A 21,363-nucleotide genomic window follows, 5' to 3' on the forward strand; every position below is an offset into this window, starting at 1 on the left:
GGCATGACGCAGCTTTCTCTTTCATCCCTCAGCGAGACGGTGGAGTTGCAGGGTACGCTGGAGCGCGTGGTCTTCCATAATGAGGAAAACGGCTACACGGTGTTCCGGGTCAGGCCGGAAGGCAAGGATGAGGTGGATCTCGTCACCGTGGTCGGGCATATGGGCAGCCCGCAGGCGGGCGCATCCCTGCGCATCAAGGGTCGGTGGGTGAACAACGCCCGCTTCGGCAGGCAGGTGCAGATGGACTCCTTTGAAAGCCTGCTCCCCGCCACCGCCGAGGGCATCAAGCTGTATCTGGCCTCCGGGCTGATCAAGGGCATCGGCAAGAGCATCGCGGCGCGCATCGTCAAGGCGTTCGGTGAGGACACGCTCAGGATTTTCGACGAGGAACCGCAGCGCCTGCTGGAAATTTCCGGCATTACCCAGAAGAAGCTGGCAACCATCGTCGAGTGCTGGACCGAGCATCAGGGCGTGCGCAACCTGGTGCAGTTCCTCCAGCCGCACGACATCGGCGCATCCTTCGCCGTGCGCATCTACAAGCATTACGGCCCGCAGGCGCTGTCCATCGTGCAGGAAAACCCCTACCGGCTGGCGATGGACATCCGGGGCATCGGTTTCCTGACGGCGGATGCGCTGGCGGCCAAGCTGGGCTTCGGAAGCGAGCACCCTTTGCGGATTCAGGCGGGCACGCTGTATACGCTGATGAAGCAGATCGACGACGGGCACGTCTATTACCCCCGCCGGGCCTTGGTGGAACAGACCTGCTCCCAGCTCGGCATTGCGGAAGAGTTCGTCGAGGAGGCCGTGGACTGCCTCGCCCGTGAGGAACGGGTGGTGTTGGAGGAACTCGACGACGAGATCGGCGTGTACCTGACCCGGTTCCATCATTACGAATCGAAGATTGCCTATTACCTGCGGCGCATCCTCGCCTCGCCGAAGTCGGTGCGGTTCCCCAAGGCCGACGAGGTGGTGGAGAAAGTCGTGTCCCGGCTCGGCATTACGTTGGCCGAGGAACAGCTTGAGGCCGTGCGCACGGCGGCGACGTCCAAGGTCATGGTGCTGACCGGCGGCCCCGGTACGGGCAAGACCACCATCCTGAACGCGATCATTCAGGTTTTCGCGGAAAACAAGGCCAAGATTTTGTTGGCCGCGCCCACGGGCCGGGCGGCGAAGCGCATGTCCGAGGCCATCGGCCGGGAAGCCCGCACCATCCACCGCCTGCTCGAATACACGCCCAAGGACGACGGGTTCGCCCGCAACGAGGATAACCCGCTGGCCTGCGGGCTGCTTGTGGTGGACGAGGCGTCCATGATGGACACCATGCTGGCGTACCATCTGCTCAAGGCGGCCCCGCTCGGCGCAACCATCGTATTCGTGGGCGACGTGCATCAGCTCCCGTCCGTGGGGCCGGGCAACGTGCTTGGGGATCTCATCGCTTCCGGGGCCATGCCCGTGGTCGAGCTGGTGGAGGTCTTCCGGCAGGCGGCGGAAAGCGAAATCGTGTGCAACGCCCACCTGATCAACCGGGGCGAGCTTCCGCGCCTTGAATCCTCAAAGGATCGCCTCTCCGATTTCTATTTCATGCGGCAGGACGATCCCGATCGCGCGGCGGACATCATCGTGGATTTGGTCAAGAACCACATCCCCCGTCGTTTCCAGCTTGATCCTTTCGACGAAATCCAGGTGCTTTCGCCCATGCACAAGGGCACCGTGGGCGCGGCGAACCTCAACTTGCGGCTTCAGCAGGCGCTCAACCCCGAAGGGGAGGCCCTCCAGCGTGGAGAGCGGCTCTATCGGCTTGGGGACAAGGTCATGCAGATCCGCAACAACTACGAAAAAGATGTCTACAACGGCGACATCGGGCGGATTTCCAGCGTGGACGTGCAGGAAAAATGCCTTGTTGTCCGGTATGACGACCGTTATGTCGGGTACGACTGGGAAGAGCTCGACGAAATAGTGGCGGCCTACGCGATTTCCATTCACAAATCACAGGGTTCGGAATATCCTGCCGTCGTCATTCCGCTGATGGCGCAGCACTATATGCTGCTGCAGCGGAACCTCATCTATACGGGGGTGACGCGGGGCAAGCGCCTCGTCGTGTTGGTGGGAGAGCCCCGCGCTTTGGCGATGGCCGTTAAAAACAACCGGATGCAGAAGCGGTATACGTGGCTGGCCCGACGTCTGGGGGCGGCCCCGGAAGCCGTCGGCTCGCAGACGGAGGGGGGACGTGCATGATGATTTCTGGTACCCGCAAGGGATGTTGGGGTGTGCCGCCGTATGAAAGGATCGGGGGGCGGGGCGTTGTCCCTGCCCCCGAAGCGGTGAAGGGGAGAAGCCTCCGCCTGATTGCGCTCGGCCTATTGCTGTGCTGCGCCCTTGCGCTTGGCGGCTGCGGCGGCGGGCGTAAGGGCGGGAGCCTGCCTGCGGCAGAGTCCGGCAGCTTTGAAGGCCCGAAGGGGAGCATTGCGGATCTGCGCCGGTTGCCGCAGGATCTGCTGGTCTATGCCCGGCAGGGCAGCCCGGACAAGCCCCTCATGTCGGCTGCGGAGCAGGCCCGGCAGGATGCCCGGTTCAACCGCCTGTTCTTTGGCCCGTGGGATGCCGTGCGCCCCTCCGTTTCCGCGTCTGAGGCGTTCGCCATTTTCGGCGGGCAAAAGAAGCGGGGCAAGGCGCGGGGATGGGCGGAAAACCTGTTGCCGTGGACGCAAGAGAACTGGGACAAGCTGACGGCGAACGCCGCACGGGATGCGTACCCGTCCCGGTTCGACAAGGCGATTACCGTGCGGCCCACGGTACTGCGTGAAGCGCCCACCCATAAGCCCCGGTTCGGGAACCCTGCCGAGGCCGGGGAGGGGTATCCCTTCGATATGTTCATGTACTCCACGCTTCCGGTGGGGATGCCGCTTCTTGTTGTGCATGCCTCCGCCGATGGCGCGTGGGTATTCGTGGAGACGGGGCTGGTATCCGGCTGGGTTCCCACGGAGGATACGGCTGTGACGGATGCGCCGTTCCGCTCGCGCTACGAGAACGGGACGTATGCGGTCATCGTCCGTGACGGCGTCCCGCTGGTGGATGAGCTGGGCCGTTATGTCACCACGGGGAGCCTCGGAACCATGCTGCCCCTGTCCGGCGGATCGGGCTCCTCGCTGAGGCTGCTGGTTCCTGTCCGTGATCCGCAGGGCCGTGCCGTAGCCGTGCCCGTGCGGGTGTCCCCCTCCGACGCGGTGCGCAAGCCCATCCCCCTGACGGCAAAGGCGGCGGCCGAGATCGGCAACCGCATGATGGGGCAGCCCTACGGCTGGGGCGGATATCTGTTCAATCGGGACTGTTCGCTGGCGATGAGGGATCTTTTCGTCCCTTTTGGGGTATGGCTGCCACGCAACTCATCGGCGCAGGCCAAGGCTTGGCAGTACATCAGCTTTGTGAAGGCGTCTCCCGCGGGTAAGGAAGGCATCATCAAGGATGAAGGGGTGCCGTTTGCTACGCTGCTCTGGCTGCGCGGGCACATTACCTTATATATAGGGACGTACAAGGGCGAACCCGTCATGTTCCACAACATCTGGGGCCTCCGTACCAATGACGGGAGCGGCGAAGGCCGCCACATCATCGGGCGGGCCGTGGTCACTTCCCTCCAGCCCGGAGCCGAGCTTCCCAACGTCCGCCGCGAAAACCTGATTCTTTCGCGGCTTCAGGGGATGAGCGTCCTGCGGTATGAGTGAGGATTGGGGGACGTAGTGGAGAAAGCCGCCCGAAGAGGGGAGCCTCGCACGGCAGATCTTCCTTACGGCATTTCTTGAGGAGGCAGCTTGTTTTTGGGGCTTAGTTCCTTGCTTTGAGGCAGGGTACGCTGTTTTGGCCGCATCAGTTGCCGCAGCAGGCCGTTTCCTTTGAATTTCCCTTATACACCTTTGTTTAGGCGGAGTGGACATGAGCAAGCATACTGTGATTTGTGGAAGCCCCGCCGTTCGCCAACTTTTCCGACGCCGAGATGCGCCGCCTGCTTGATGACGAACGTCTGGAAGTGCTGGACTGGCGCGGAAAGCGCGTGGACGCGCCCGGCTTCGTTGAAGCGCTTGCCGCCGACATCGCCGTCACCGGCAACAGCCTGGCCATCACCGACGGGCTGCTGGAAAAGCTGTCCAACCTCAAGCTGATCGTCAAGCTCAGCACCGGGCTGGACATGATCGACATCCCCGCCGTGCTCCGGCGCGGCATCCTGCTTTGCAACACGCCCGGCGCGAACAGCGTGGCCGGGGCGATGTCCTCATAGGTGAGCACGCCGTTGAGGTCGGTGATCACAGGGACAATCTCGGTCTCCGGGCAGACGTTGTTCATGTCCTTGACCAGCGTGGGGACGATGTGCCGGTACAGGTGGCTGATGAAAAAATACAGCTTGTCCACCTTGAAGCCGTGGATACGCAGCAGCTCCAGCAGGGGGCGCCAGCGGTCTTTCCGATCTTCGCCGGTGTACATATCTAGATGGGAAACCGTGCTGAATACGATGGAACGCATGTGCCCTCCCGCCCGGATACGGAGTTTCCCCTTTGGTTACCAGCACGCGGGCGTGCTGTCCATCCCTTTGGTATTCAAGGCGGATATGAATTCGGGGTCAAAGATGTCCCGTCTGATCGGAACGGGAACGGCAATGCGCTGGCGTCCGTACGTTCCCCAAACGGAGAAGCGCCCTCCGCCCCAACGGGCCGAAGGCACATGTCCTTTACAAGGCGTTTCGCCGCAGGCTGTGCGGTGCGGCAACCCTACATGACCCCGGCAAGGGCCTTGAGGAGGCGTTCGGCATCGCCGGCCTTGGGGGAAGTGGGCAGGGGCATGAGGATGCCGAGCCCTTCCGTGGCTTCGTGGAATTCGTCGGGGTCCATGTCGCTGACGACGGCGGTATGGACGCTGGCGTTGATCATCATGATGTCGATGACGGCCTGACGGAGGGCCTTCCCTTCAAGCCCAAGATCGAGGATGGCGAGGACGGGCGGCGTGTCGCGGATGATCGGCGCGGCGTCTTCCAGCGATGCGGCCTGTTGAAGCGTATTGCCCCCGCGCTGAAATACCGGCAGGCATTCGTTCCAGGCTTCGGGGCGAGGCGTGACGAGCAGCAGTTCCATAATGTTTCCTCATGCAATAAAATGGTAAGAGGGCGTCTTTTCTTCAATTTTCAAGAAAACTGCGGACAGGGATTCGGTAGGCGCGAAAGCCTTTGGAGAAGGTGGGTGAGGAGCGAGACGCTCCGGCAGTTTGGAGAGGGCGGGAGAAGCTTTTTCCAGAAAGGTTTTCCCGTCCCCTCCAATTCCCAATGCCTTAGGGACTGTTCACGCGAACAGGGGATAAACATCATTTTTACAAATCGTTATCCTCGTATTTGAGCGATGCTGCATTTTTCTTCAGCACTCTTCAATCACGGGAAAAATGCAGCATAGTGTGAACATTCCCTAGGTTGTATCGTTACTTAGATATAATTTATTGAAATTATTTAACTATCTTTCAAATTACGAAAAGATTATTTTAAATAATTTCAAATGGTTATATATAAAGCAATGACACAGCCTAGTGATTCCCACCGCCGCAGGTGAATTCAGTGGAGAAGGCGGGGAGCTTGCCTTCGAGGAAGGCCTGCACCGCCAAACCGACGGTGGGATAGTTGCCCGCATAGTAGACGGAAACGCCAGCCTGCTGGAAGCCCATGAGCGGACGCATGCCCATGCCGCCGGCGAGGAGCGCGGTTACGCCGTGGGAGGCGAGGTGCTGCACGGGGGCGAGGCAGCCGCCCTGCTGGTGGGGCACGTTGGGCAGGGTGCCCACGGATTTGATCGCGCCGTCCTCGATCTGCACGATGGTGTAGATGTCGCAGTGGCCGAAATGCATGCCCATGCCGGCTTCAAGGCCGCCGGGAAGTGCGGAAGGGATGGCGAGGGTAGACGTGCTCATTGGATTGACTCCTGTTGGTTAAAGTATTGGCAAACGCCGCTGCCGCAGGGCGGATCAGCCGCGCTTTCGAGGTGCGTAAGCCAGTTCGCGGATACGGCCCCAGATGGCGGAGAGCGTGGACGCGAGCGGCGAATCCGTCTCGGTCAGCGCCTTGCGCCGGATCATGGCTCCCGTTACCGCCGGATCAAAGGGCAGGGCCCCCACGACGGTGTAGCCCCTGTCGTCGGCAAGCCGGGTGATGGCCTGCATTTCCTCATGGTTGAGATCCGCTTTGTTGATGAGGACCGCGACCGGGATGCGGAAGTGGTCGCACAGGGCCGCGACGCGCTCGAAGTCGTGACGGCCCGAAGGCGTGGGCTCCACCACAGCCACGGCAAGGTTCGCCCCGGAGAGCGAGCTGATGACCGGGCATCCCACGCCCGGCGAGCCGTCGCAGATGACGAGATCAAGCCCTTGCCGTTTGGCGAGCTCACGGGCCTGCTGCTTGAGAAGGGTCACGAGCCGCCCGGAATTTTCCTGTCCAGGGTAGAGCTGCGCGTGGACGAACGGGCCGAAGCGCGTGTCGCTGACATACCACTCGCCGCACTCCTTTTCGGGGAAGGCGATGGCCTTGGCCGGGCACAGCGCCACGCACACGCCGCACCCCTCACAGCGCAGGGGATCGATGCCGTAGGCGTCGCTGTCCTTTTTCACCGCATCAAAGCGGCAGTGTTTGAAGCAGATCCCGCAGCGGCGGCAGGCATTCCTGTCGATGACGGCTTCGTTGCCGGAGACGAACGCCTCACGGGTGTGGATCTGCGGATCAAGCAGGATGTGCATGTCGGGGGCGTCCACGTCGAGATCGCAGACGACCTTGTTTTGGGACAGATGGGCAAGGCTTGCGCAGACGGACGTTTTGCCCGTGCCGCCCTTGCCGCTGATGACGACGATCTCACGCATGGCAGGCTCCTTCGGCGAACGTCAGCACGGCATCGCGCAGGGATTCAAACCGCGCCCGCCATTCCGGCGAGGCTGCCGCAATGAGGCGTCCCTTCGCATACGTTTCGGCGGCGGCGCGATCAAAGGGCAGCTCGCCGAGCAAAGGCAGGCCCCGTTCCGCGCAATACGCGCGCAGCGCGCCGTCCCCCTCGGCATTGCCCGGCATGGCGGCCCGGTTCATGATCACGGCCACGGGCTTGCCGATTTGCCGGAAAGCCTGATGCGCCAGCCGGAAATCGTGGAACCCGAACGGCGTCGGCTCGGCCACCAGCAGGACGGCATCGGCGTCGAGGCCCACGGTCATGGCGGGACAGCTTACGCCGGGGGGCGAATCGATGAGGGCGTCGGCGGGGATCGCCGTAAGCATCAGATCCAGTTTTTTACGTAGGGCGCGCAGGAGCGGCGGGGTCATGGCTTCCCCGATGCGGGAGCGGCCCATGAGGAAGCGTCCCCGGCCTTCCAGCACAGTCCCCTGTTCCAGCGCGCCGAGTTCACGGCTGCCCGGCGTAAGGGCTTGGGAGGGGCAAACGGCGAAACAGCCGCCGCAGCCGTGGCACATATCCGTAAAGATCGTGAGGCGCGAGGCGAACTGGGCGATGGCCTTGTAGCGGCAGATGGTGCGGCAGGCCCCGCACAGGGTACAGCGTTCGGGATCGAGGTCGGGGACTTCCAGCCCCACGGTCTCCGATTTTTCCACGGCGGGGGGCAGGAACAGGTGCAGGTTCGGGGCCTCCACGTCCGTGTCCACGGCGACGAAGGGGCGGGCCCATACCGACGCGAGCGAGGCCGTAACCGTGGTTTTGCCCGCGCCGCCCTTGCCGCTGGCGATGGCGATACGCATGGCGGACCTACTTGTTGGGCGCGTCGGCAAAGGGCGCGTCCCCGCTCTTGAATTTTTCCACGGCCTCACGGACGGTCATGCCGTCCAGATCCTGACAGACCTTGATTCCGGCGGCCTTGAGCGCCTCAAAAGCCTTGGGGCCGACGTAGCCGCTGAGGACCACATCCACGCCCGCGGCGGACATGCGTTCGGCGGTTTCAATGCCCGCGCCCTGCGCCATAGTCTGGGAGGCCCCGTTGTCGAGGTAAGAGGTTTCCATCGTTTCGGGAACCACGATGACGAAGCCGCCCGCGCGTCCGAAACGCGGGTCCACCATATCGTCGAGCGAAGGGCCTTCGCTGGAAACGGCAACTTTCTGCATGTGAAACTCCTTGTGAGGCGTATCCGCCTCGGCTTGTGTCGGCAGGACGGCGTAAGTCCCGCCTTCAATGCACAGGGCCCGTCCGTTGACGAGCGCATCGGCTACGGCTCGGCGGGCTTCGGCCAGCGTACGGCCGAAGGTGTGGCGTGAAATACGCATCCGTTCGGCGCCTTCCCCTGTGGTGAGCCCTTCCAGATCGGCAAGGCGCAAGGCTTCCAGGCCTTCCACGGTCAACAGCGTTTCCGTGAGTTCGGTCATGGGTATCCCGCGCGGCTTAAAATACGTCACGTGGGGCTTGCGTTCGACGTAGCGACAATTTTTGGGCCTTGCCATGTGCATCTCCGAATAATGTTCAAATGAGCATAACTCAGAAAAAGGCCGTGTCAAGAAAAAGCCGTGGGGAAATCCTAAAAAAAGAGCCTGCCCCATTTTTTTGATGAAAGCGGAACCCTGACGGCAGGCCCCGAAAAGCGGCTTTTCAGGAAGGATCAAGGTCTTCCATGCCGTAACGCTTGGCAATGCGCGGCCGTTACTGCTGCAAGGAACAATGCCCGGCGGAGATCCGGGTAAGGTTCTGCTATGGAAAGGGAAAACATCAGTGTGGACATTATCGCCGTGCACGGACATGGCATGTCGTTGTGAGCAACGGCATGGTTTTCGAGCTGGAGCCCGGCATGTCCGATCCGGCTATCCGCAAGATCGAGTGGGTGGCTGGGCAAGGGGCATTTGTTGGGAAGATGGCCGGGAAAATACGGTATTCGGGAACGATGGCTACGAAGTGCATATCGCCCGTCGGTTAAGGCGGTCGGCGAGGAGCAGAGGCGGGTCGAGGACAATGTGGCCATCCTTGACGCCGAACACCGCCGGAAGACCTGTGCCACGGTTAGGCGGCGGGCCAACTTGTTGGGCCGGATCCGCGAAGTCGAGAAAAAATGGCCCATTCCACGCAAGCCATCCTTGAGGCGCAGCTCGTCGGAAAAGCCCCCGATGGCGAAGACATGCACCATTTCCTTTGGCTGTGTCCTAGGTCGTGTCGTCAGTTAGATATAATCTATTGAAATTATGAACTATTTTTTAAAGTCGCAAAAACTATTATTTAAATTATTTCAAATGATTATACATAAAATGACGACACGGCCTAGAAATTGGTTGATGCTTTTTTCCTTGAAGTTCCAAAGGAATAACCAACCAAATGCGTCAGCCATAGATCCCGCCAAGGGGAAAATTGGAGAAAAAGGCTGTCTTTTCAAGGTGCTGTGGAGATGAAGCAACCACATGCCATGACAGAGCCTTTCCAGCTTTTCATTGACGGGTTCCATGCCGGAAGCATTTTGCTGGCCGTTTACTTGGAACCTCAAGAAAGAAAAAAACAACTGCTTACTGTTGTATCAGGGCCGTTGCTTTCAGACGGCCCGGCTCAACGCCGGTTCCACGGCATGCGCGAAAGCAGCACGCCGAGGCCGCAGAACCCGGAAACTCCGGCGAAGATGAGCCCCGCACCGACAAAGGCGGACAGCCAGAAAAACGGATGCCAGAAGGCGCTGCCGATGACGCCGATGAGCACCAAGGAACCGGCCGCGATCTGAATCTGGCGGAATAGCGGGATGGTTGAGGAGATATGCTCCACGGGAAGCCCCGCCTTCCCCCAGCCGGAGATGCCGCCATCAAGGAGGTAGGCTTGCACGCCCCCGGCGAGGCGTTCCAGCAGATCGGAAGCGTTGGCGGTACGGTTGCCCGAATGGCAGAAGAAGACGATGGGCTTGTCCGGGGCGTCGGCGTCCTTCAGGGGATGCCTGGCGATGATCGAGAGCGGGATCAGCCGGGAACCCGGCACGAACTCTTGAGCATACTCGTTGGTTTCGCGGATGTCGACAAGCCTGACTTCGCCTTTGGAAAAACGCTCGAAGGCTTCTTGTGGGGATATGGCTGGAAGCATGGGGACTCCTTTGCCGCATTTGTATAAGACGGCTGGTTTTGTGTTTTTCCATAGCATACTACGCCATAAAAGCGTACGGCACTAGAGAGGGCGGAGCACGGCGAACCGTCCCCCCGGCCCCGCGCAATGGGGGAAACAGGCCCTACCGGGCTGAAAAAAGGATGAAATGGCCCTGTTTCTTGCCTCAATCCCATCGGCGTGATATTCACGGGCCTTCTTTTCACGGCTGCCTTTCCGGGGCACGCCTTTATTTTATCGGAGCTGATTATGGCGGAAACCTCTCGCGATCTGTTTGCTTCACGCCTTGGCATGCTGGCGGCCACGCTCGGATCGTCGGTCGGGCTGGGCAATATCTGGAAATTCCCCGCTTTGACGGGCGAGCACGGCGGCGCTTCGTTTCTCCTCGTGTATATCCTGTCCACACTGGTTGTGGGGCTTCCGCTCATGATTGCGGAACTGCTCATCGGCCGTTCGACGCGCTCCAATGCGTATCAGGCTTTCAAGGCGCTGTCCTCAAACCGGTTTTGGTGGATCATCGGCGGGCTGGGCATTGCCGGTGCGGTGACGATCCTGAGTTTTTATTCGGATGTGGCGGGCTGGGTGTTCGCCTATATCCCCAAGGGCATTACCGGGAGCGTGCACACGCAGGATCCCGCCGTGGCCAAGGAAGCTTTTTCTTCCCTGCTTGCCTGCCCGTGGAAGTCGCTGTTCTGGCAGTGGCTGGTGCTTGGCCTGACGGCTTCGGTCATCCTGCGGGGGGCGTCCGGCGGCATTGAAAAAGCCACCCGTATCCTGATCCCGCTTTTGTTCATCCTGCTTGTGGTGGTCTGCATACGCAGCCTGACCTTGCCCAATGCGATGGAGGGCCTGAAGTTCCTGTTCATGCCGGATTTCTCGCGTATCGACGGCTCTGTGGTGCTCATGGCGATGGGGCTGGCTTTCTTCAAAATGTCCATCGGGTTCGGCTGCATGATCACATACGGGAGCTACTTCCGTTCGGATACGCATGTGCCGTTCCTTGCCGTCCGCGTGATGATCTGTGATCTGCTGGTGTCCATTCTGGCAGGCATCGCCGTATTCCCCGCCGTGTTCAGCTTTGGCTTTGAACCCACGGCCGGGACAAGCCTGCTGTTCCTGACCATCCCCGCCGTATTCGCATCCATGCCCGGCGGGCAGCTTTTCACCGCATTGTTTTTTATCCTCTCCGCCGTGGCCTCGATGGGCGCGATGCTGTCCCTGCTTGAAGTGTCGGTAGCATGGCTGTCCGAGACGTTCCGCATTTCCCGGCCTCGGGCGACCGTGCTCATGACCCTTGCGCTGATCCTGCTCGGCGCGCCCGCGACCCTGTCCACCAGCGTGCTGTCGGGCTTTACCGTATTCGGGATGTCCCTGTTCGATCTGTACGATTTCCTGTCTTCAAACCTGATGCTGCCGCTGGACGGCCTGCTCCTGAGCTTGTTCGTCGGGTATGTCTGGAACCGCAGCGACGCGCTGGATGCCCTGACCAACGGCGGGACGCTGCACAACCTCGCCTGCGCCAAGGCCATCCTGTTCCTGTGCCGCTATGTCACTCCGGTTCTTATCGTCATTATCCTGTTGAACGGGTTAAAGGTGCTCTAGGGCGTGTTCACGCCATGCTGGATTTTCCCCATGATTGAAGAGGGGTGAAGAAAAATGCAGCACCGCTGAAATGAGGGTAACCATGTGTAAAAATGATGTTTATTCTCTGTTTGCGTGAACAGGCCCTAGGGCGGATACGTTTTGGGCTTGCAAAGAGGCACTTGTGGAGGGGGGGCGGAAAAGCCCCCCTTTTTCTAGGCTATGTCTTTAATTATATAATATATTGAAATTATTAGGATATTTTTAGGTTGCAAAAATATTATTTCAATAATTTCAAATAATTATATGTTAAATGACGACACGGCCTAAGAGGTTTGCCAAGTAGGGGACGGACGGGCACGTTTTATTGTTGACTGCGCAAGGTTGGTATACGCTTGCAGCGAAGGCGGCGCCTTGGTTGCAGCCGTTTCCTGTTTTATGGCACTCTGTTGAAGGCGGCTTCAACGGCATCCCGGACAAAGGAAGGTTTTTTTAAGGGGGGCGACAGGCGGCCGTTTCCGAATGCGCAAGGGGCTGTGTGCGTGAAGGAGGAAGGAGGCCGGTTCCCTTCGGATAAGGAGAACGGCTGGAAGCGCCCCGCCATCGCCGCCGGGTTCGAGCCGGTTTCCTTCAGACAAGGAGAAAGGTATGAAATGTCTGTTATGCGACATCAACCCGGCTATGCGTGATGCGTGGGAAAAGGAACTGGAGCGGCGGCCCCGGCTGGCGGCGCTGTGTTCGGTTGCGGCGGGAAGCATTACGGGCTTGCAGGCGGACGCGGTCGTGTCCCCGGCGAACTCGTTCGGGTTTATGCGCGGCGGGGTGGACGGCGTCTATACCCGCGTGTTCGGGGAAGGCGTGGAAAGCCGGCTGCGGGCAATCATCCGTACGCTTCCCGCGAAGGAATTGCCGGTCGGGGAAGCCCTCATCGTGCCCACCGGACATGCGGGCATCCCGTGGCTGATCTCCGCGCCGACCATGCGCAGGCCTTCCGTGCTTCATGACGGCGATTCCGTGATGCGTTCGGCACGTGCTGCAATGCGGGCGGGGCTGGGACAATCATTTGCGTCCGTGGCTTTTCCGGGCATGGGTACGGGAACGGGCCGCCTGCCATTCGATGTGGCTGCGGAGGCCATGTTTGACGGCATGGAAGAGGCGCTTTTCTCCTCACGCTGGGGATAGCCGAAAGGCGTCTCCTTCTGGGAACAAGAGGGCGTAATGCCTGTTTGGTGAAACGGACAGCAAGGAGCGTATTTATGGAAAAGAATATCCTGTGTATCCTGAGCAGCCCGCGGCAAAACAGCAATTCGGGGCTGCTGGCCGAGGCCGTGCTCGAAGGTGCCGCCGAACACGGCGGCAGGGCCGAAGTCATCCGGCTTGTGGAGCGGAACATCAATCCCTGCCACGGCTGTTTCGCCTGTACCCGTTCCGATAGGGGATGCGTGCAGCACGACGGCATGACGGATCTGTACCCTCTGATCGCTTCCGCCGATGTGCTGGTGATGGCTACCCCTATCTATTATTTCAATATGTCCGGGCAGCTTAAGACGTTTATCGACCGCTGCGCCGCCGTGGACGTCGGGGGCGGCAAACGCGGCTTGCGCGGCAAGAAGCTGGCGGTGACGATGGCCTATGAAGGCGAAGATCCCTTTGATTCCGGCTGTATCAACGCCATTCGCTGCTTTCAGGATATCTGCCGCTATACGGGCATGGAACTGAAAGGGCAGGTATACGGAACCGCCCTTGAGCCCGGCGCGATCCTCGCCAACAAAAAACTTCTTGATGAGGCCCGTGAGCTGGGGCGTACCCTTTTGTCCTAAGAATCAGGAAGCCCTTTGAGCTGGGGTGCCCCCTTTCGTCTTGGCGGCTAAGAAGCCTTTTTATATGGCTGTGTTATGGAAAATGGTTGATGCTTTTTTCCTTGAAACTCCAAAGGGATAACCGGAAAAATGCCTTAACCGTGGATCCCGCCAAGGGGAAAACTGGAAAAAAGCTCTATTTTTCAACGCACTGTGGAGATGAAACAACCACATACTCTAACAGAGCCTTTTTATATCTGGATGGCAGCCGATCAGGAACGCTTTGGGAACATGCTGAAAGCACGCCGAGCCGTTCAGCCGGGAGGCTGAAGCCGATGGCTTTGAAAGGGGCTTTGAACCGTTTGATTCGGGGATGGGCCGCTCCATGGAAAAAACGTCGGGAAACTTCCCGGCGTTTTGTTTTGGCGCTGTCATGGCATATGGTTGTTTCATCTCCACAGTATGGCGAAAATACAGACGTTTTCTCCAGTTTTCCCGTCGATGGGCTCCATACTTGGGACATGTTACTGGTTATTCCTTGACGGGGCCTTCAAGAATCACCGGCAACCGATTGCCGGCGTCAGGAAAGGGGGTATTGGCTGGGGAGGAAGGGCACCCCTCCATCGGAAGGGTGCCCTTCCTCCGCCACTATGGATTTCTCCTATCCTTCCCCTCTTATGCCGCTACTTTTTCGCATGGCACGGGTTACAGCCCTTGAACTTTTCCTTCAGCGCGGGGTTTTCCGCCACGGCCTTCTGATGGCAGCCCATACAGGACTTTTCGGACTTCTTGTTGTGGATCATGAAGTAATAGCCGTGCTCGCTCTTGTCCTTTTTGTCCATGCTGTCGTGGCAGCCCTTGACGGCACAGCCGACATAGATGTTGCCGTCCGCGGCCTTATGGTGACAGAATGCGCAGTCCGTCTTGGCGTGGGCGCTGTGGGTGAAGACAACCTGTTTCTTCTCGTTGCCCGAATTGTTCATGGTTATGGGCTTTTCGATCTGCGCCTTCTGTTCGGGCGTGGGATCGGCAGCCAAGGCCGGGATGCAGAGGCCGGCGGCGGCCAGCGCACAGAGAATGAGTCTTTTCACGGTATCCTCCAATGGGGTTTCAGACGATCCGGCTTTTATCCGGCGCGTCCGTTTGGGAACACGGGTTACTTCGCCAGAATGCGCGGCATGGTGACGGTGAAGGTGCTGCCTTCGCCCTTGGCGGAGGCCACTTCAATCCTGCCGCCGTGCTGCATGACCACTTGGCGGGCGACATACAGGCCGATGCCCGTACCGCCCTTGCCCTTTGAGGAGAAGAACAGGGTGAACAGCTTGGCACGGGTTTCCTCGGTCATGCCGATGCCGTTGTCTTCGATGTGTATTTCCACGGCGTCGGGAAGCCCCTTGACGCTGACACGCACGGAGTGTTCCTTTTTGGAACCGTCGGTGCGGCAGGCGTCCACGGCGTTTTCAAGCAGGTTGACCAGCGCGGCGCTGAGGGCGGAGGCGTCGGCCTCGAAGGTGCCGGGATCGCCGTCGGCCTCCAGCGTCATGGCGACGCCCGCTTCGGCGGCCTTGTCCGAAACTGTGGAAACAACGGAACGCATGAACTCCTCCGCGACCAGAATGTTCCAGTCGAGCTTGCGTTCCTTGGCGAAATAGAGGATGTCGAGCACCATTTTGCGCAGGCGGGCCACAAGCTGGCGCATGTCCTTGAGGGAATCGCGGGTTCGGGCCTCGTCGCCCTTGTCGATGCCGGAGCCGAGGCGGTAGACGCTGCCGTCCAGCGCGGTGAGCATGCCCTTGATGCCGTGGGCGGTGGAGCCCATGAGCAGGCCGAGGGAGGCCAGCCGATCCTGCAGTTGGCGCAGTTCCGTGATGTCCGTGGCCATTTCGATGCATTCGGTGATGTTGCCCGATGTGTCGCGCAAAGGCGCGGTCCAGACGAGCACGTTGACCGGGCGGCCTTCGTGGTCGATGACCACCTTTTCCGTATGGCAGGGCTTGCCGTCCTGAAAGGAGCGCTGCACCGGGCACTCGTCGCAGGGAACGGACGAACCGGCGAACAGCTCGTAACAGCGCTTGCCGCTCTGCATGCCGAAGGTGTGGCGGAAGGCGCGGTTGGCTTCAAGCACCTGCAAATCGCGGCTCACCACGGAGACGTAGCAGGGGCTTTCCTCAAACAACTGGCGGAAGCGTTCGCGGGTGACGCGCAGCTCCTCGCGCAGGCGGCGGCTTTCCTGCTCGTCCACGCTCAGTTCGAGCACGAGTTCCACTTCGCCTTCATTATTGAGGATCGGCGCCGTATGCACCAGCACGGGGATTTCCTTGCCGTTCTTGTCGCGCAGGATCTGCTCGCTGCGCGCGCCGCGGCCCTCCACAATGGCCCGCTCCACGGGGAACATGGCCTCGTTGCTGTGCAGGACATAGGGTTCCCAGCTCGGATGCCCCACGAGGTTGCCGAGGCGTTCGCGGTAGAGATCGTTGACGGCGAGGATTTCCATAAATCGGTCGTGCATGGCGATGAAGCAGGGCAGCTCGTTGAAGGCCTGCTGTTCCCCGCTCATGGACGAGCCGAGGGTGTGCAGCCCGAAGGCGAAGCCGTCCACGACCTGCCGGGCGGCGAGCTGGCGCTCCGCCTCCACGAGCTGCGCGGACTTCTCGTTGATCATCTTTTCGAGGTTCGACGTATATTCCTTGAGCTTGTTGCGCATGCCGATGCGCTCAAGGGCGCGCTTCAGGGAAATATGCAGCAGATCGTCGTCGATGGGCTTGGTGATGAAGTCGGACGCTTCCAGCTTGAGCCCTTGAATCGCCATTTCCAGATCCGCATGTCCTGATATGAGGATGACTTCGGTTTCCGGCGCGAGGATTTTGATGTGCTTCAGGAGCTCCAGCCCGTTCATGCCGGGCATCCTGATGTCGGTGATTACGATGGGGATGGGCCGTTCCGCAAAAAGTTGCAGCGCCTCCTCCCCTGAGGCCACAGTGATGACGTTATACCCGGCGTCGCGGAGCGAAAGACCCATGACGGTACGGATGCCCTGTTCGTCGTCGACGAGGAGAATGGTTTCTTTCATGAGCCCTCCCTGAAGTGATGCGCCTCGGCGTCAGTGGGGCGTCCCCTGCGCAGCGGCAGCACGATGCGGAACAGCGCCCCGCCGTCGGGCAGGTTCTCCCACAGGAGCCGCCCGCCCATTTCCAAAAGCGCCTTGCGCGTTCCGAGCAGTCCAAACCCTGTACCATCTTTTTTGGTCGTAAACAAACCGTCCCGGAGACGTTCGGCGGCTTCCGCGCTCAGCCCCGTGCCGTTATCCCGGACATCGTAGATGAGGGCGTCGGGCGTGCGGGCGATCCCGACCCGGACTTCGGCGGGGCGGGCGCGCAGCCCCGGCGCGGGGAATGCCTCCAGCGCGTTGCCCACCAGATTGAACAGGCAGCCTTCAAGGCGTTCGGCGTCCAGAGCGATGGGGCCTGAACCGGCGGCATCCTGAAGCTGGATCGCTATGCCCAGACTGGCGGCCCTGCCTTCCAAGCGCTTGGCCACATGGCGCACGGGCTGCACCGGGTCCACCGGGCATTCACGCAGTTCCGTCTGCTGCCCGATACGCAGCAGGTGCAGGAGCTTGTCGCGCACCCGCGAAATGTCCTCCTCCAACATGGCCCAGCCGTCGTCGAGGTATTCCCGGTTCCCGGATTCCATCCCCTGTTTGAGGACGAAGAGGCTCCCTTCGAGCGCCGCCGCGAGGTTTTTGATGGTGTGGGCCATGCAGGCCACGGTTTCGCCCACGACGGCGACCCGGTGGGCTTCCAGCAGTTCCCGCGTGCGCGAGGCGGCGAGCTCCTCCAGATGTTCGGTGTGGCGGCGGATCTGTTCGCGCAGGGAGTATTGTTCGGCGGCGCGTTTCAGCGCATGTTCCAGCAGATCTTCGTTGACGGGTTTGGCGATGAAGTCCGCCGCGCCGAGGCGCAGGCATTCGACGGCGTTATCCATGTCGCCGTGCCCGGTGATCATGATCACCTGCGTGTCGGGAGCCTGCTTCCGTACCCGTTCGAGCAGGGCCAGCCCGTCCATGCCCGGCATGCGGATGTCGGTGACCACGATGGGGAAAGGGTGGGCGGCGAACGCTTCCAGCGCTTCGCGGGCGCTCTCGGCGGTGTGGGCGTCATAGCCGAAATCCTTGATCAGGGCCCCAAGGACATGGCGGATGCCGGGTTCGTCATCGACGAGCAAAACGTGAATGGGAGCGTCCATACATATCCTTGCGTCAAGAAAGCTGTTCCGGTTGTGGGGCGGAAACGCCCCCGGCCCTGTCCCCATCGGTGGGCGCGCTTGAGGCGGGCTCCCCGCGCCGGGTAATGGGGAAACGGATTTCAAAGAGCGCCCCGCCTTCGCCGCGGTTCCGGGCGGAGATGGAACCGCCGAAATCCTTGACCAGCCCGTAAATGATGGAAAGGCCGAGGCCGGTCCCCTTGCCGACTGGCTTGGTGGTGAAGAACGGCTCGAAAATTTTGTTCAACAGATGTGCGGGAATGCCTGTCCCGGTATCCCAGACGGACAGCAGCACCGTGTTGCCGTCCATAGCCGTGGAAACGCCGATGACGGCGGGCGGTTCGGGCGTGTTTTTGACCCGTTCCTCCACGGCGTCCCGGGCGTTGAGGATGAGGTTGACGATCACCTGCTCCAGGCGGTTGGGGATGGCGAGGATGGGCGGCAGGGCCGGGGCGAGCGAGGTTTCCAGCGTGATGCCGTGCACCACGAGCTGGCGGCCGAACAGCTCGCAGGCCTGCCCCACGACGCCGTTGATGTCCGTATCCAGCAGCGTAAGATCGGATTTGCGGCCGAAGGCGCGCATGTGGTTGATGATGTCGCTGGCGCGGTCGACCTGCCCGCTGATTTCCACGGACAGCTCGGAGAGCGTTTCCGGCGCGATGGGTTCGCTGCGGCGGGTCTTGCGCAGAAAATAGCTTGCCGCGCCCTTGATGACGGTGAGCGGCTGGTTCAGTTCATGGGCCACCCCGGTCGCCATTTCTCCGAGCGTCGCCATCTTTCCGGCCTGAATGAATTTCTGTTCCATCTCGATGCGTTCGGTGACGTCGGTGGCGCAGAGGATGCGGACGCGGCGGTTTTCGATCATGGCCGAGGCGGAACGGATGTCCACGCGCAGGGGGGTACCGTCGGCCTTGATGTTCGTCACGCCGGAAAAGACGGTGAAGGCCCGCAGTTGGGAAGCGTACTGCTCGCGCTCTTCGGGCAGGAACAGATCGAGGATGCTGCGCCCGGTCAGCTCGTTCTCGCGCTGGCGCCCGTACATTTTGACGGAAGCGGGATTGCAGTCGAGGATGGTGAGCCCGGCGGCGTCCAGCAGGAAGACGGCATTGGGGATGCTGTCGAAAATGGCCTTGTGGGTGCGCTCGGACGCCTGCAGTTGGTGCTGGAGGGTATGGATGAGCGTCATGTCGATGCTCATTTCCATAACCGAGGACACGTTGCCGTCCTTGTCGAACAGGGGCACGGTCTGCACGAACCAGTAGTCCCGCGTCCCATCGGGGTTGACGCGGCTTTCCTGATTGCACAGGACGGCCCCCTCTTCCCATGTGCGCTGTACCGAACATTCGGGGCAGGGCGCAGTGCGGCCTTTATAGACCTCGTAGCAGGTGCTGCCCGGCTGCGGATCGTACCGGACGGCGAAGCTGCGGTTCCAGCGCAGGAGGCGGTATTCGCGATCCTGCACGGAAATGCCGCAGGGGACCATGTCGAAGAGCCGCTGGAAGTCGTCCTTCCGGCGGCGCATTTCTTCGAGGTGGTGCTGATTGCGGATGCTGAATTCAACGATGGCCCGCGCGAGCTGGCCGAATTCGTCGTCGCGGCGGGCGTCGTCGAGGGTGACGGCCTGCCCTTCGCGCATGGCCTGCATGCTGGCGATCATGCGGCCGATGGGCAGGCGCACTTCATACCAATAAAGGGCCACCGAGACGGCGCAGAGGAGCAGGGTAACGGCGGGCAGGGCAACCCGGAGCCATTCATGGGGCATCAGCCACAGGACGGCCCCCACCCCGGCGAGGAACAACAGCGCCGTCATGGTGATGGTCTTGGCCATGAGGCGGTAGGCTCCGAATCGGCTATGCATCGTCAACCCCGGTTTCCGGCGGTTCGCGGGGAACCGCCGGAACGGAAACGGTTATTCCCCATCCATGGCCTTGCGGGCGGCATCTTTGGATTCGAGCACCCGGTTGACGATGGAGATCAGCTCTTCGGGATCAAAGGGCTTCTGGAGTGTGGCCACGGCGTTGCGGATGGCGAGGTGGATACCCTGAAGGCCGCTGATCACGATGACGGGCATATCCCGGAATGCGGGATTCATGGTCATCTTGCGGTAGAAGCGGGGGCCCCACTCGTCGGGCATTTCCATGTCCAGCGTGACGAGATCGGGCTTTTCCGCTTCGAGGACGGAAAGCGCTTCCTCGACGCTGGACGCGGAACAGGTCGCGTAGCCGTTGTCGGAGAGGACTTCGGTGATGTACTTGACGATGTACGGGTCGTCGTCGATGGTCAGGATTTTCTTGGGCATGGGGCTTCTCCTTGCGTTCGGATCAGGCTGTGGTTGGTTCGGGAACGAGCCGGTTGACGACCTCAAGCAGGGCTTCCGGCGTACACGGTTTTTCAAGGCAGGCCGCGGGAGCGGGAAGCGGGCCCTGCGCTAGGCCGAGCGTGGCGAAGGCATGTTCCCGGACGGGGATCGGCACGGCGGACAGCATGACCACGGGAATCCGCTTCCAGTCCTCGTCGCTGGAGACGGCCCCGTAAAAGGCCAGGCCGCTCTGTTCGGGCATCATGACGTCCAGCGTGATGACGTCCGGCCTCCATAAGCGGAGCACGTCCAGCGCCTCAATCCCGTTGCGGGCCATCTTTACGGTGAACCCGGCCTTTTCGAGGAGCACTCTAAGAAAATACCGGAAATGGACTTCGTCATCAATGACGAGGGCACGCCTTCCGCCCATGTCACCGGGCCTCTGGCCGGGTCACGCTGGCGACGGGACAGGCGGAACGCAGGACAACCTGTTCCACCGTGGAGCCGATGTCCGCGTCGTCATCGGGCAGATCCGAGGAATGGTGGGCCATGACGATGAGATCGGCCTCATTCTCACGGGCGGCCTTGAGGATTTCGACATAGGGGATGCCTTCGCGCACAATGACCTCGACGTTGGCGAAGCCGTCGAGCCTGGACAGGTACAGCTTGTCGATCTTCCCACGCATCTTCGCGGCATGGCGCTCGATTTCGGATTGATCCATCGTCATGCCCTGTATGGACGTGATGTCGACGGCGTGCGTGATGTACAGTTTGGCGTTCAGTTGGCGGGCCGTATTCAGGGCGAAGCGGAACGCATGGCTGGCGGCTTCGCTGAAGTCGGTACAGAAGACGATGTTCGAGAACAGGTGCCAGCAGGTGGTGCAGGGGCGGTTGACGATGAGCACCGGGCAGGGGGCTTTTTTCGCCACGGCGCGCACCGTGTTCCCCACGATGGAGCGCATGCGGGCGGCATTGGGATCGCTGGCGGCGCTGCTTGCGCCCATGACGATGAGATCGGGCTTGATCTGGCGGGCGTAGCGCAAAATTTCGGTGGAGGGCATACCCACGCTCAACTCCATGCGGAAGGGGCGGGTACAGGCTTCGATCTGATAGGCATAGGCCGTATTGAGCTCTTCGCGCACCATTTCCTGATACGCCTCATCCGGCTGTTCGAGGCTGCCGCTGCGGGTATCGGTGACGTTGGTGGCGAACCCCCGTGAGGGGACGCCGCAGCAATGGTAGAGCGTCAGTTCCGCCTGCTGTTTTTCCGCCAACCCAAAAGCCAGTTTCGCGGCGTTGTCGCTGCCGGCCGTTCCCGAACTCGCAAACAGGATGTTTTTGAACAACATC

21 protein-coding genes and 1 pseudogene are annotated in these 21,363 nt (G+C 60.9%); 8 read left to right on the top strand and 14 right to left on the bottom strand.

Annotated elements, in window-relative coordinates:
- Positions 1 to 3: 3 nt before the first annotated feature.
- The 3 genes from recD2 to AC6I1V_RS00465 all read left to right on the top strand — a co-directional run bounded on the left by recD2 (position 4) and on the right by AC6I1V_RS00465 (position 4,270).
- The gene (gene recD2 / locus AC6I1V_RS00455; RefSeq protein WP_302554080.1) at positions 4 to 2,235 is read left to right on the top strand and encodes an SF1B family DNA helicase RecD2; all 2,232 of its coding nucleotides are present in this window, start codon (positions 4 to 6) and stop codon (positions 2,233 to 2,235) included.
- Positions 2,232 to 3,719, top strand: a complete 1,488-nt coding sequence (locus AC6I1V_RS00460; protein WP_486854561.1) for an NlpC/P60 family N-terminal domain-containing protein — start codon at positions 2,232 to 2,234, stop codon at positions 3,717 to 3,719. The genes recD2 and AC6I1V_RS00460 overlap by 4 nt, the downstream gene beginning before the upstream one ends.
- 230 nt (positions 3,720 to 3,949) lie before the next feature.
- Entirely contained in the window at positions 3,950 to 4,270 is a 321-nt protein-coding gene (locus AC6I1V_RS00465; RefSeq protein ID WP_486854562.1) for a hypothetical protein, read from the top strand.
- A 53-nt stretch (positions 4,271 to 4,323) separates the two neighbouring features.
- Here AC6I1V_RS00465 and AC6I1V_RS00470 read toward each other — a convergent pair.
- The 6 genes and pseudogenes from AC6I1V_RS00470 to AC6I1V_RS00495 form a co-directional block, all read right to left on the bottom strand.
- Positions 4,324 to 4,512, bottom strand: a pseudogene (locus tag AC6I1V_RS00470) (RNA repair transcriptional activator RtcR family protein); the annotation flags it as partial.
- Positions 4,513 to 4,757: 245 nt separating this feature from the next.
- Complete coding sequence (locus tag AC6I1V_RS00475; RefSeq protein WP_308770906.1) at positions 4,758 to 5,117, bottom strand: hypothetical protein; 360 nt, start codon at positions 5,115 to 5,117, stop codon at positions 4,758 to 4,760.
- Positions 5,118 to 5,556: 439 nt separating this feature from the next.
- Entirely contained in the window at positions 5,557 to 5,937 is a 381-nt protein-coding gene (locus AC6I1V_RS00480; protein ID WP_302554076.1) for a NifB/NifX family molybdenum-iron cluster-binding protein, read from the bottom strand.
- A gap of 54 nt (positions 5,938 to 5,991) precedes the next feature.
- Positions 5,992 to 6,876 carry an ATP-binding protein gene (locus AC6I1V_RS00485; protein ID WP_486854563.1) on the bottom strand — a complete coding sequence of 295 codons (885 nt, stop codon included), beginning with the start codon at positions 6,874 to 6,876 and terminating at the stop codon, positions 5,992 to 5,994.
- A complete protein-coding gene (locus AC6I1V_RS00490; protein ID WP_486849531.1) occupies positions 6,869 to 7,756 on the bottom strand; it encodes a nucleotide-binding protein in 888 nt (295 codons plus the stop codon). The genes AC6I1V_RS00485 and AC6I1V_RS00490 overlap by 8 nt, the downstream gene beginning before the upstream one ends.
- A gap of 7 nt (positions 7,757 to 7,763) precedes the next feature.
- Positions 7,764 to 8,450 carry a DUF134 domain-containing protein gene (locus AC6I1V_RS00495; protein ID WP_302554073.1) on the bottom strand — a complete coding sequence of 229 codons (687 nt, stop codon included), beginning with the start codon at positions 8,448 to 8,450 and terminating at the stop codon, positions 7,764 to 7,766.
- A 317-nt stretch (positions 8,451 to 8,767) separates the two neighbouring features.
- Between AC6I1V_RS00495 and AC6I1V_RS00500 the strand changes: the two genes are divergently transcribed.
- Positions 8,768 to 8,917 (top strand): hypothetical protein, encoded by a 150-nt coding sequence (locus AC6I1V_RS00500; RefSeq protein WP_497736733.1) that lies wholly within the window; start codon positions 8,768 to 8,770, stop codon positions 8,915 to 8,917.
- A gap of 617 nt (positions 8,918 to 9,534) precedes the next feature.
- On the opposite strand, the gene AC6I1V_RS00505 is transcribed toward AC6I1V_RS00500, so the two are convergent.
- Positions 9,535 to 10,053, bottom strand: coding sequence for a rhodanese-like domain-containing protein (locus AC6I1V_RS00505; RefSeq protein WP_482331451.1), 519 nt, complete (start codon positions 10,051 to 10,053; stop codon positions 9,535 to 9,537).
- Positions 10,054 to 10,320: 267 nt separating this feature from the next.
- On the opposite strand from AC6I1V_RS00505, the gene AC6I1V_RS00510 reads away from it, so the two are divergent.
- From AC6I1V_RS00510 to AC6I1V_RS00525, 4 genes are all read left to right on the top strand, one after another.
- A complete protein-coding gene (locus AC6I1V_RS00510) occupies positions 10,321 to 11,673 on the top strand; it encodes a sodium-dependent transporter (protein WP_337431029.1) in 1,353 nt (450 codons plus the stop codon).
- 627 nt (positions 11,674 to 12,300) lie between these two features.
- Complete coding sequence (locus AC6I1V_RS00515; RefSeq protein WP_486854566.1) at positions 12,301 to 12,834, top strand: macro domain-containing protein; 534 nt, start codon at positions 12,301 to 12,303, stop codon at positions 12,832 to 12,834.
- 74 nt (positions 12,835 to 12,908) lie between these two features.
- On the top strand, positions 12,909 to 13,472 hold the full coding sequence (locus AC6I1V_RS00520; protein ID WP_486854567.1) for a flavodoxin family protein: 564 nt from the start codon (positions 12,909 to 12,911) through the stop codon (positions 13,470 to 13,472).
- An 89-nt stretch (positions 13,473 to 13,561) separates the two neighbouring features.
- Positions 13,562 to 13,993 carry a hypothetical protein gene (locus AC6I1V_RS00525; protein ID WP_486854568.1) on the top strand — a complete coding sequence of 144 codons (432 nt, stop codon included), beginning with the start codon at positions 13,562 to 13,564 and terminating at the stop codon, positions 13,991 to 13,993.
- A gap of 141 nt (positions 13,994 to 14,134) precedes the next feature.
- Here AC6I1V_RS00525 and AC6I1V_RS00530 read toward each other — a convergent pair whose 3' ends face one another.
- The 7 genes from AC6I1V_RS00530 to AC6I1V_RS00560 all read right to left on the bottom strand — a co-directional run bounded on the left by AC6I1V_RS00530 (position 14,135) and on the right by AC6I1V_RS00560 (position 21,362).
- Complete coding sequence (locus AC6I1V_RS00530; RefSeq protein ID WP_302552616.1) at positions 14,135 to 14,542, bottom strand: cytochrome c3 family protein; 408 nt, start codon at positions 14,540 to 14,542, stop codon at positions 14,135 to 14,137.
- Positions 14,543 to 14,607: 65 nt separating this feature from the next.
- Positions 14,608 to 16,521 carry a hybrid sensor histidine kinase/response regulator gene (locus AC6I1V_RS00535; protein WP_497736734.1) on the bottom strand — a complete coding sequence of 638 codons (1,914 nt, stop codon included), beginning with the start codon at positions 16,519 to 16,521 and terminating at the stop codon, positions 14,608 to 14,610.
- Positions 16,518 to 17,696: a response regulator gene (locus AC6I1V_RS00540; RefSeq protein WP_482331463.1), complete on the bottom strand. Its 1,179-nt coding sequence runs from the start codon at positions 17,694 to 17,696 to the stop codon at positions 16,518 to 16,520. Before AC6I1V_RS00540 ends, AC6I1V_RS00535 begins: the two co-directional genes overlap by 4 nt.
- 13 nt (positions 17,697 to 17,709) lie before the next feature.
- The gene (locus AC6I1V_RS00545) at positions 17,710 to 19,572 is read right to left on the bottom strand and encodes an ATP-binding protein (protein WP_486854998.1); all 1,863 of its coding nucleotides are present in this window, start codon (positions 19,570 to 19,572) and stop codon (positions 17,710 to 17,712) included.
- A 51-nt stretch (positions 19,573 to 19,623) separates the two neighbouring features.
- The gene (divK, locus tag AC6I1V_RS00550; protein WP_302552620.1) at positions 19,624 to 20,013 is read right to left on the bottom strand and encodes a DVU0259 family response regulator domain-containing protein; all 390 of its coding nucleotides are present in this window, start codon (positions 20,011 to 20,013) and stop codon (positions 19,624 to 19,626) included.
- Between the two features lie 22 nt (positions 20,014 to 20,035).
- A complete protein-coding gene (locus tag AC6I1V_RS00555) occupies positions 20,036 to 20,443 on the bottom strand; it encodes a response regulator (protein ID WP_302552621.1) in 408 nt (135 codons plus the stop codon).
- A gap of 1 nt (position 20,444) precedes the next feature.
- Positions 20,445 to 21,362 carry a universal stress protein gene (locus AC6I1V_RS00560; RefSeq protein WP_486854767.1) on the bottom strand — a complete coding sequence of 306 codons (918 nt, stop codon included), beginning with the start codon at positions 21,360 to 21,362 and terminating at the stop codon, positions 20,445 to 20,447.
- Position 21,363: the final 1 nt, after the last annotated feature.

The organism is Bilophila sp. T19-St14 (genome assembly GCF_059728385.1).

Coding starts and splice junctions, on each gene's coding strand:
- AC6I1V_RS00475 (WP_308770906.1), bottom strand. CDS start 5,117: ATGGAACTGCTGCTCGTCACGCCTCGCCCCGAAGCCTGGAACGAATGC.
- AC6I1V_RS00510 (WP_337431029.1), top strand. CDS start 10,321: ATGGCGGAAACCTCTCGCGATCTGTTTGCTTCACGCCTTGGCATGCTG.
- AC6I1V_RS00525 (WP_486854568.1), top strand. CDS start 13,562: ATGCTTTTTTCCTTGAAACTCCAAAGGGATAACCGGAAAAATGCCTTA.
- recD2 (WP_302554080.1), top strand. CDS start 4: ATGACGCAGCTTTCTCTTTCATCCCTCAGCGAGACGGTGGAGTTGCAG.
- AC6I1V_RS00560 (WP_486854767.1), bottom strand. CDS start 21,362: ATGTTGTTCAAAAACATCCTGTTTGCGAGTTCGGGAACGGCCGGCAGC.
- AC6I1V_RS00505 (WP_482331451.1), bottom strand. CDS start 10,053: ATGCTTCCAGCCATATCCCCACAAGAAGCCTTCGAGCGTTTTTCCAAA.
- AC6I1V_RS00515 (WP_486854566.1), top strand. CDS start 12,301: ATGAAATGTCTGTTATGCGACATCAACCCGGCTATGCGTGATGCGTGG.
- AC6I1V_RS00520 (WP_486854567.1), top strand. CDS start 12,909: ATGGAAAAGAATATCCTGTGTATCCTGAGCAGCCCGCGGCAAAACAGC.
- AC6I1V_RS00495 (WP_302554073.1), bottom strand. CDS start 8,450: ATGGCAAGGCCCAAAAATTGTCGCTACGTCGAACGCAAGCCCCACGTG.
- AC6I1V_RS00485 (WP_486854563.1), bottom strand. CDS start 6,876: ATGCGTGAGATCGTCGTCATCAGCGGCAAGGGCGGCACGGGCAAAACG.
- AC6I1V_RS00545 (WP_486854998.1), bottom strand. CDS start 19,572: ATGCATAGCCGATTCGGAGCCTACCGCCTCATGGCCAAGACCATCACC.
- AC6I1V_RS00480 (WP_302554076.1), bottom strand. CDS start 5,937: ATGAGCACGTCTACCCTCGCCATCCCTTCCGCACTTCCCGGCGGCCTT.
- divK (WP_302552620.1), bottom strand. CDS start 20,013: ATGCCCAAGAAAATCCTGACCATCGACGACGACCCGTACATCGTCAAG.
- AC6I1V_RS00540 (WP_482331463.1), bottom strand. CDS start 17,696: ATGGACGCTCCCATTCACGTTTTGCTCGTCGATGACGAACCCGGCATC.
- AC6I1V_RS00535 (WP_497736734.1), bottom strand. CDS start 16,521: ATGAAAGAAACCATTCTCCTCGTCGACGACGAACAGGGCATCCGTACC.
- AC6I1V_RS00460 (WP_486854561.1), top strand. CDS start 2,232: ATGATGATTTCTGGTACCCGCAAGGGATGTTGGGGTGTGCCGCCGTAT.
- AC6I1V_RS00555 (WP_302552621.1), bottom strand. CDS start 20,443: ATGGGCGGAAGGCGTGCCCTCGTCATTGATGACGAAGTCCATTTCCGG.
- AC6I1V_RS00500 (WP_497736733.1), top strand. CDS start 8,768: ATGGTTTTCGAGCTGGAGCCCGGCATGTCCGATCCGGCTATCCGCAAG.
- AC6I1V_RS00490 (WP_486849531.1), bottom strand. CDS start 7,756: ATGCGTATCGCCATCGCCAGCGGCAAGGGCGGCGCGGGCAAAACCACG.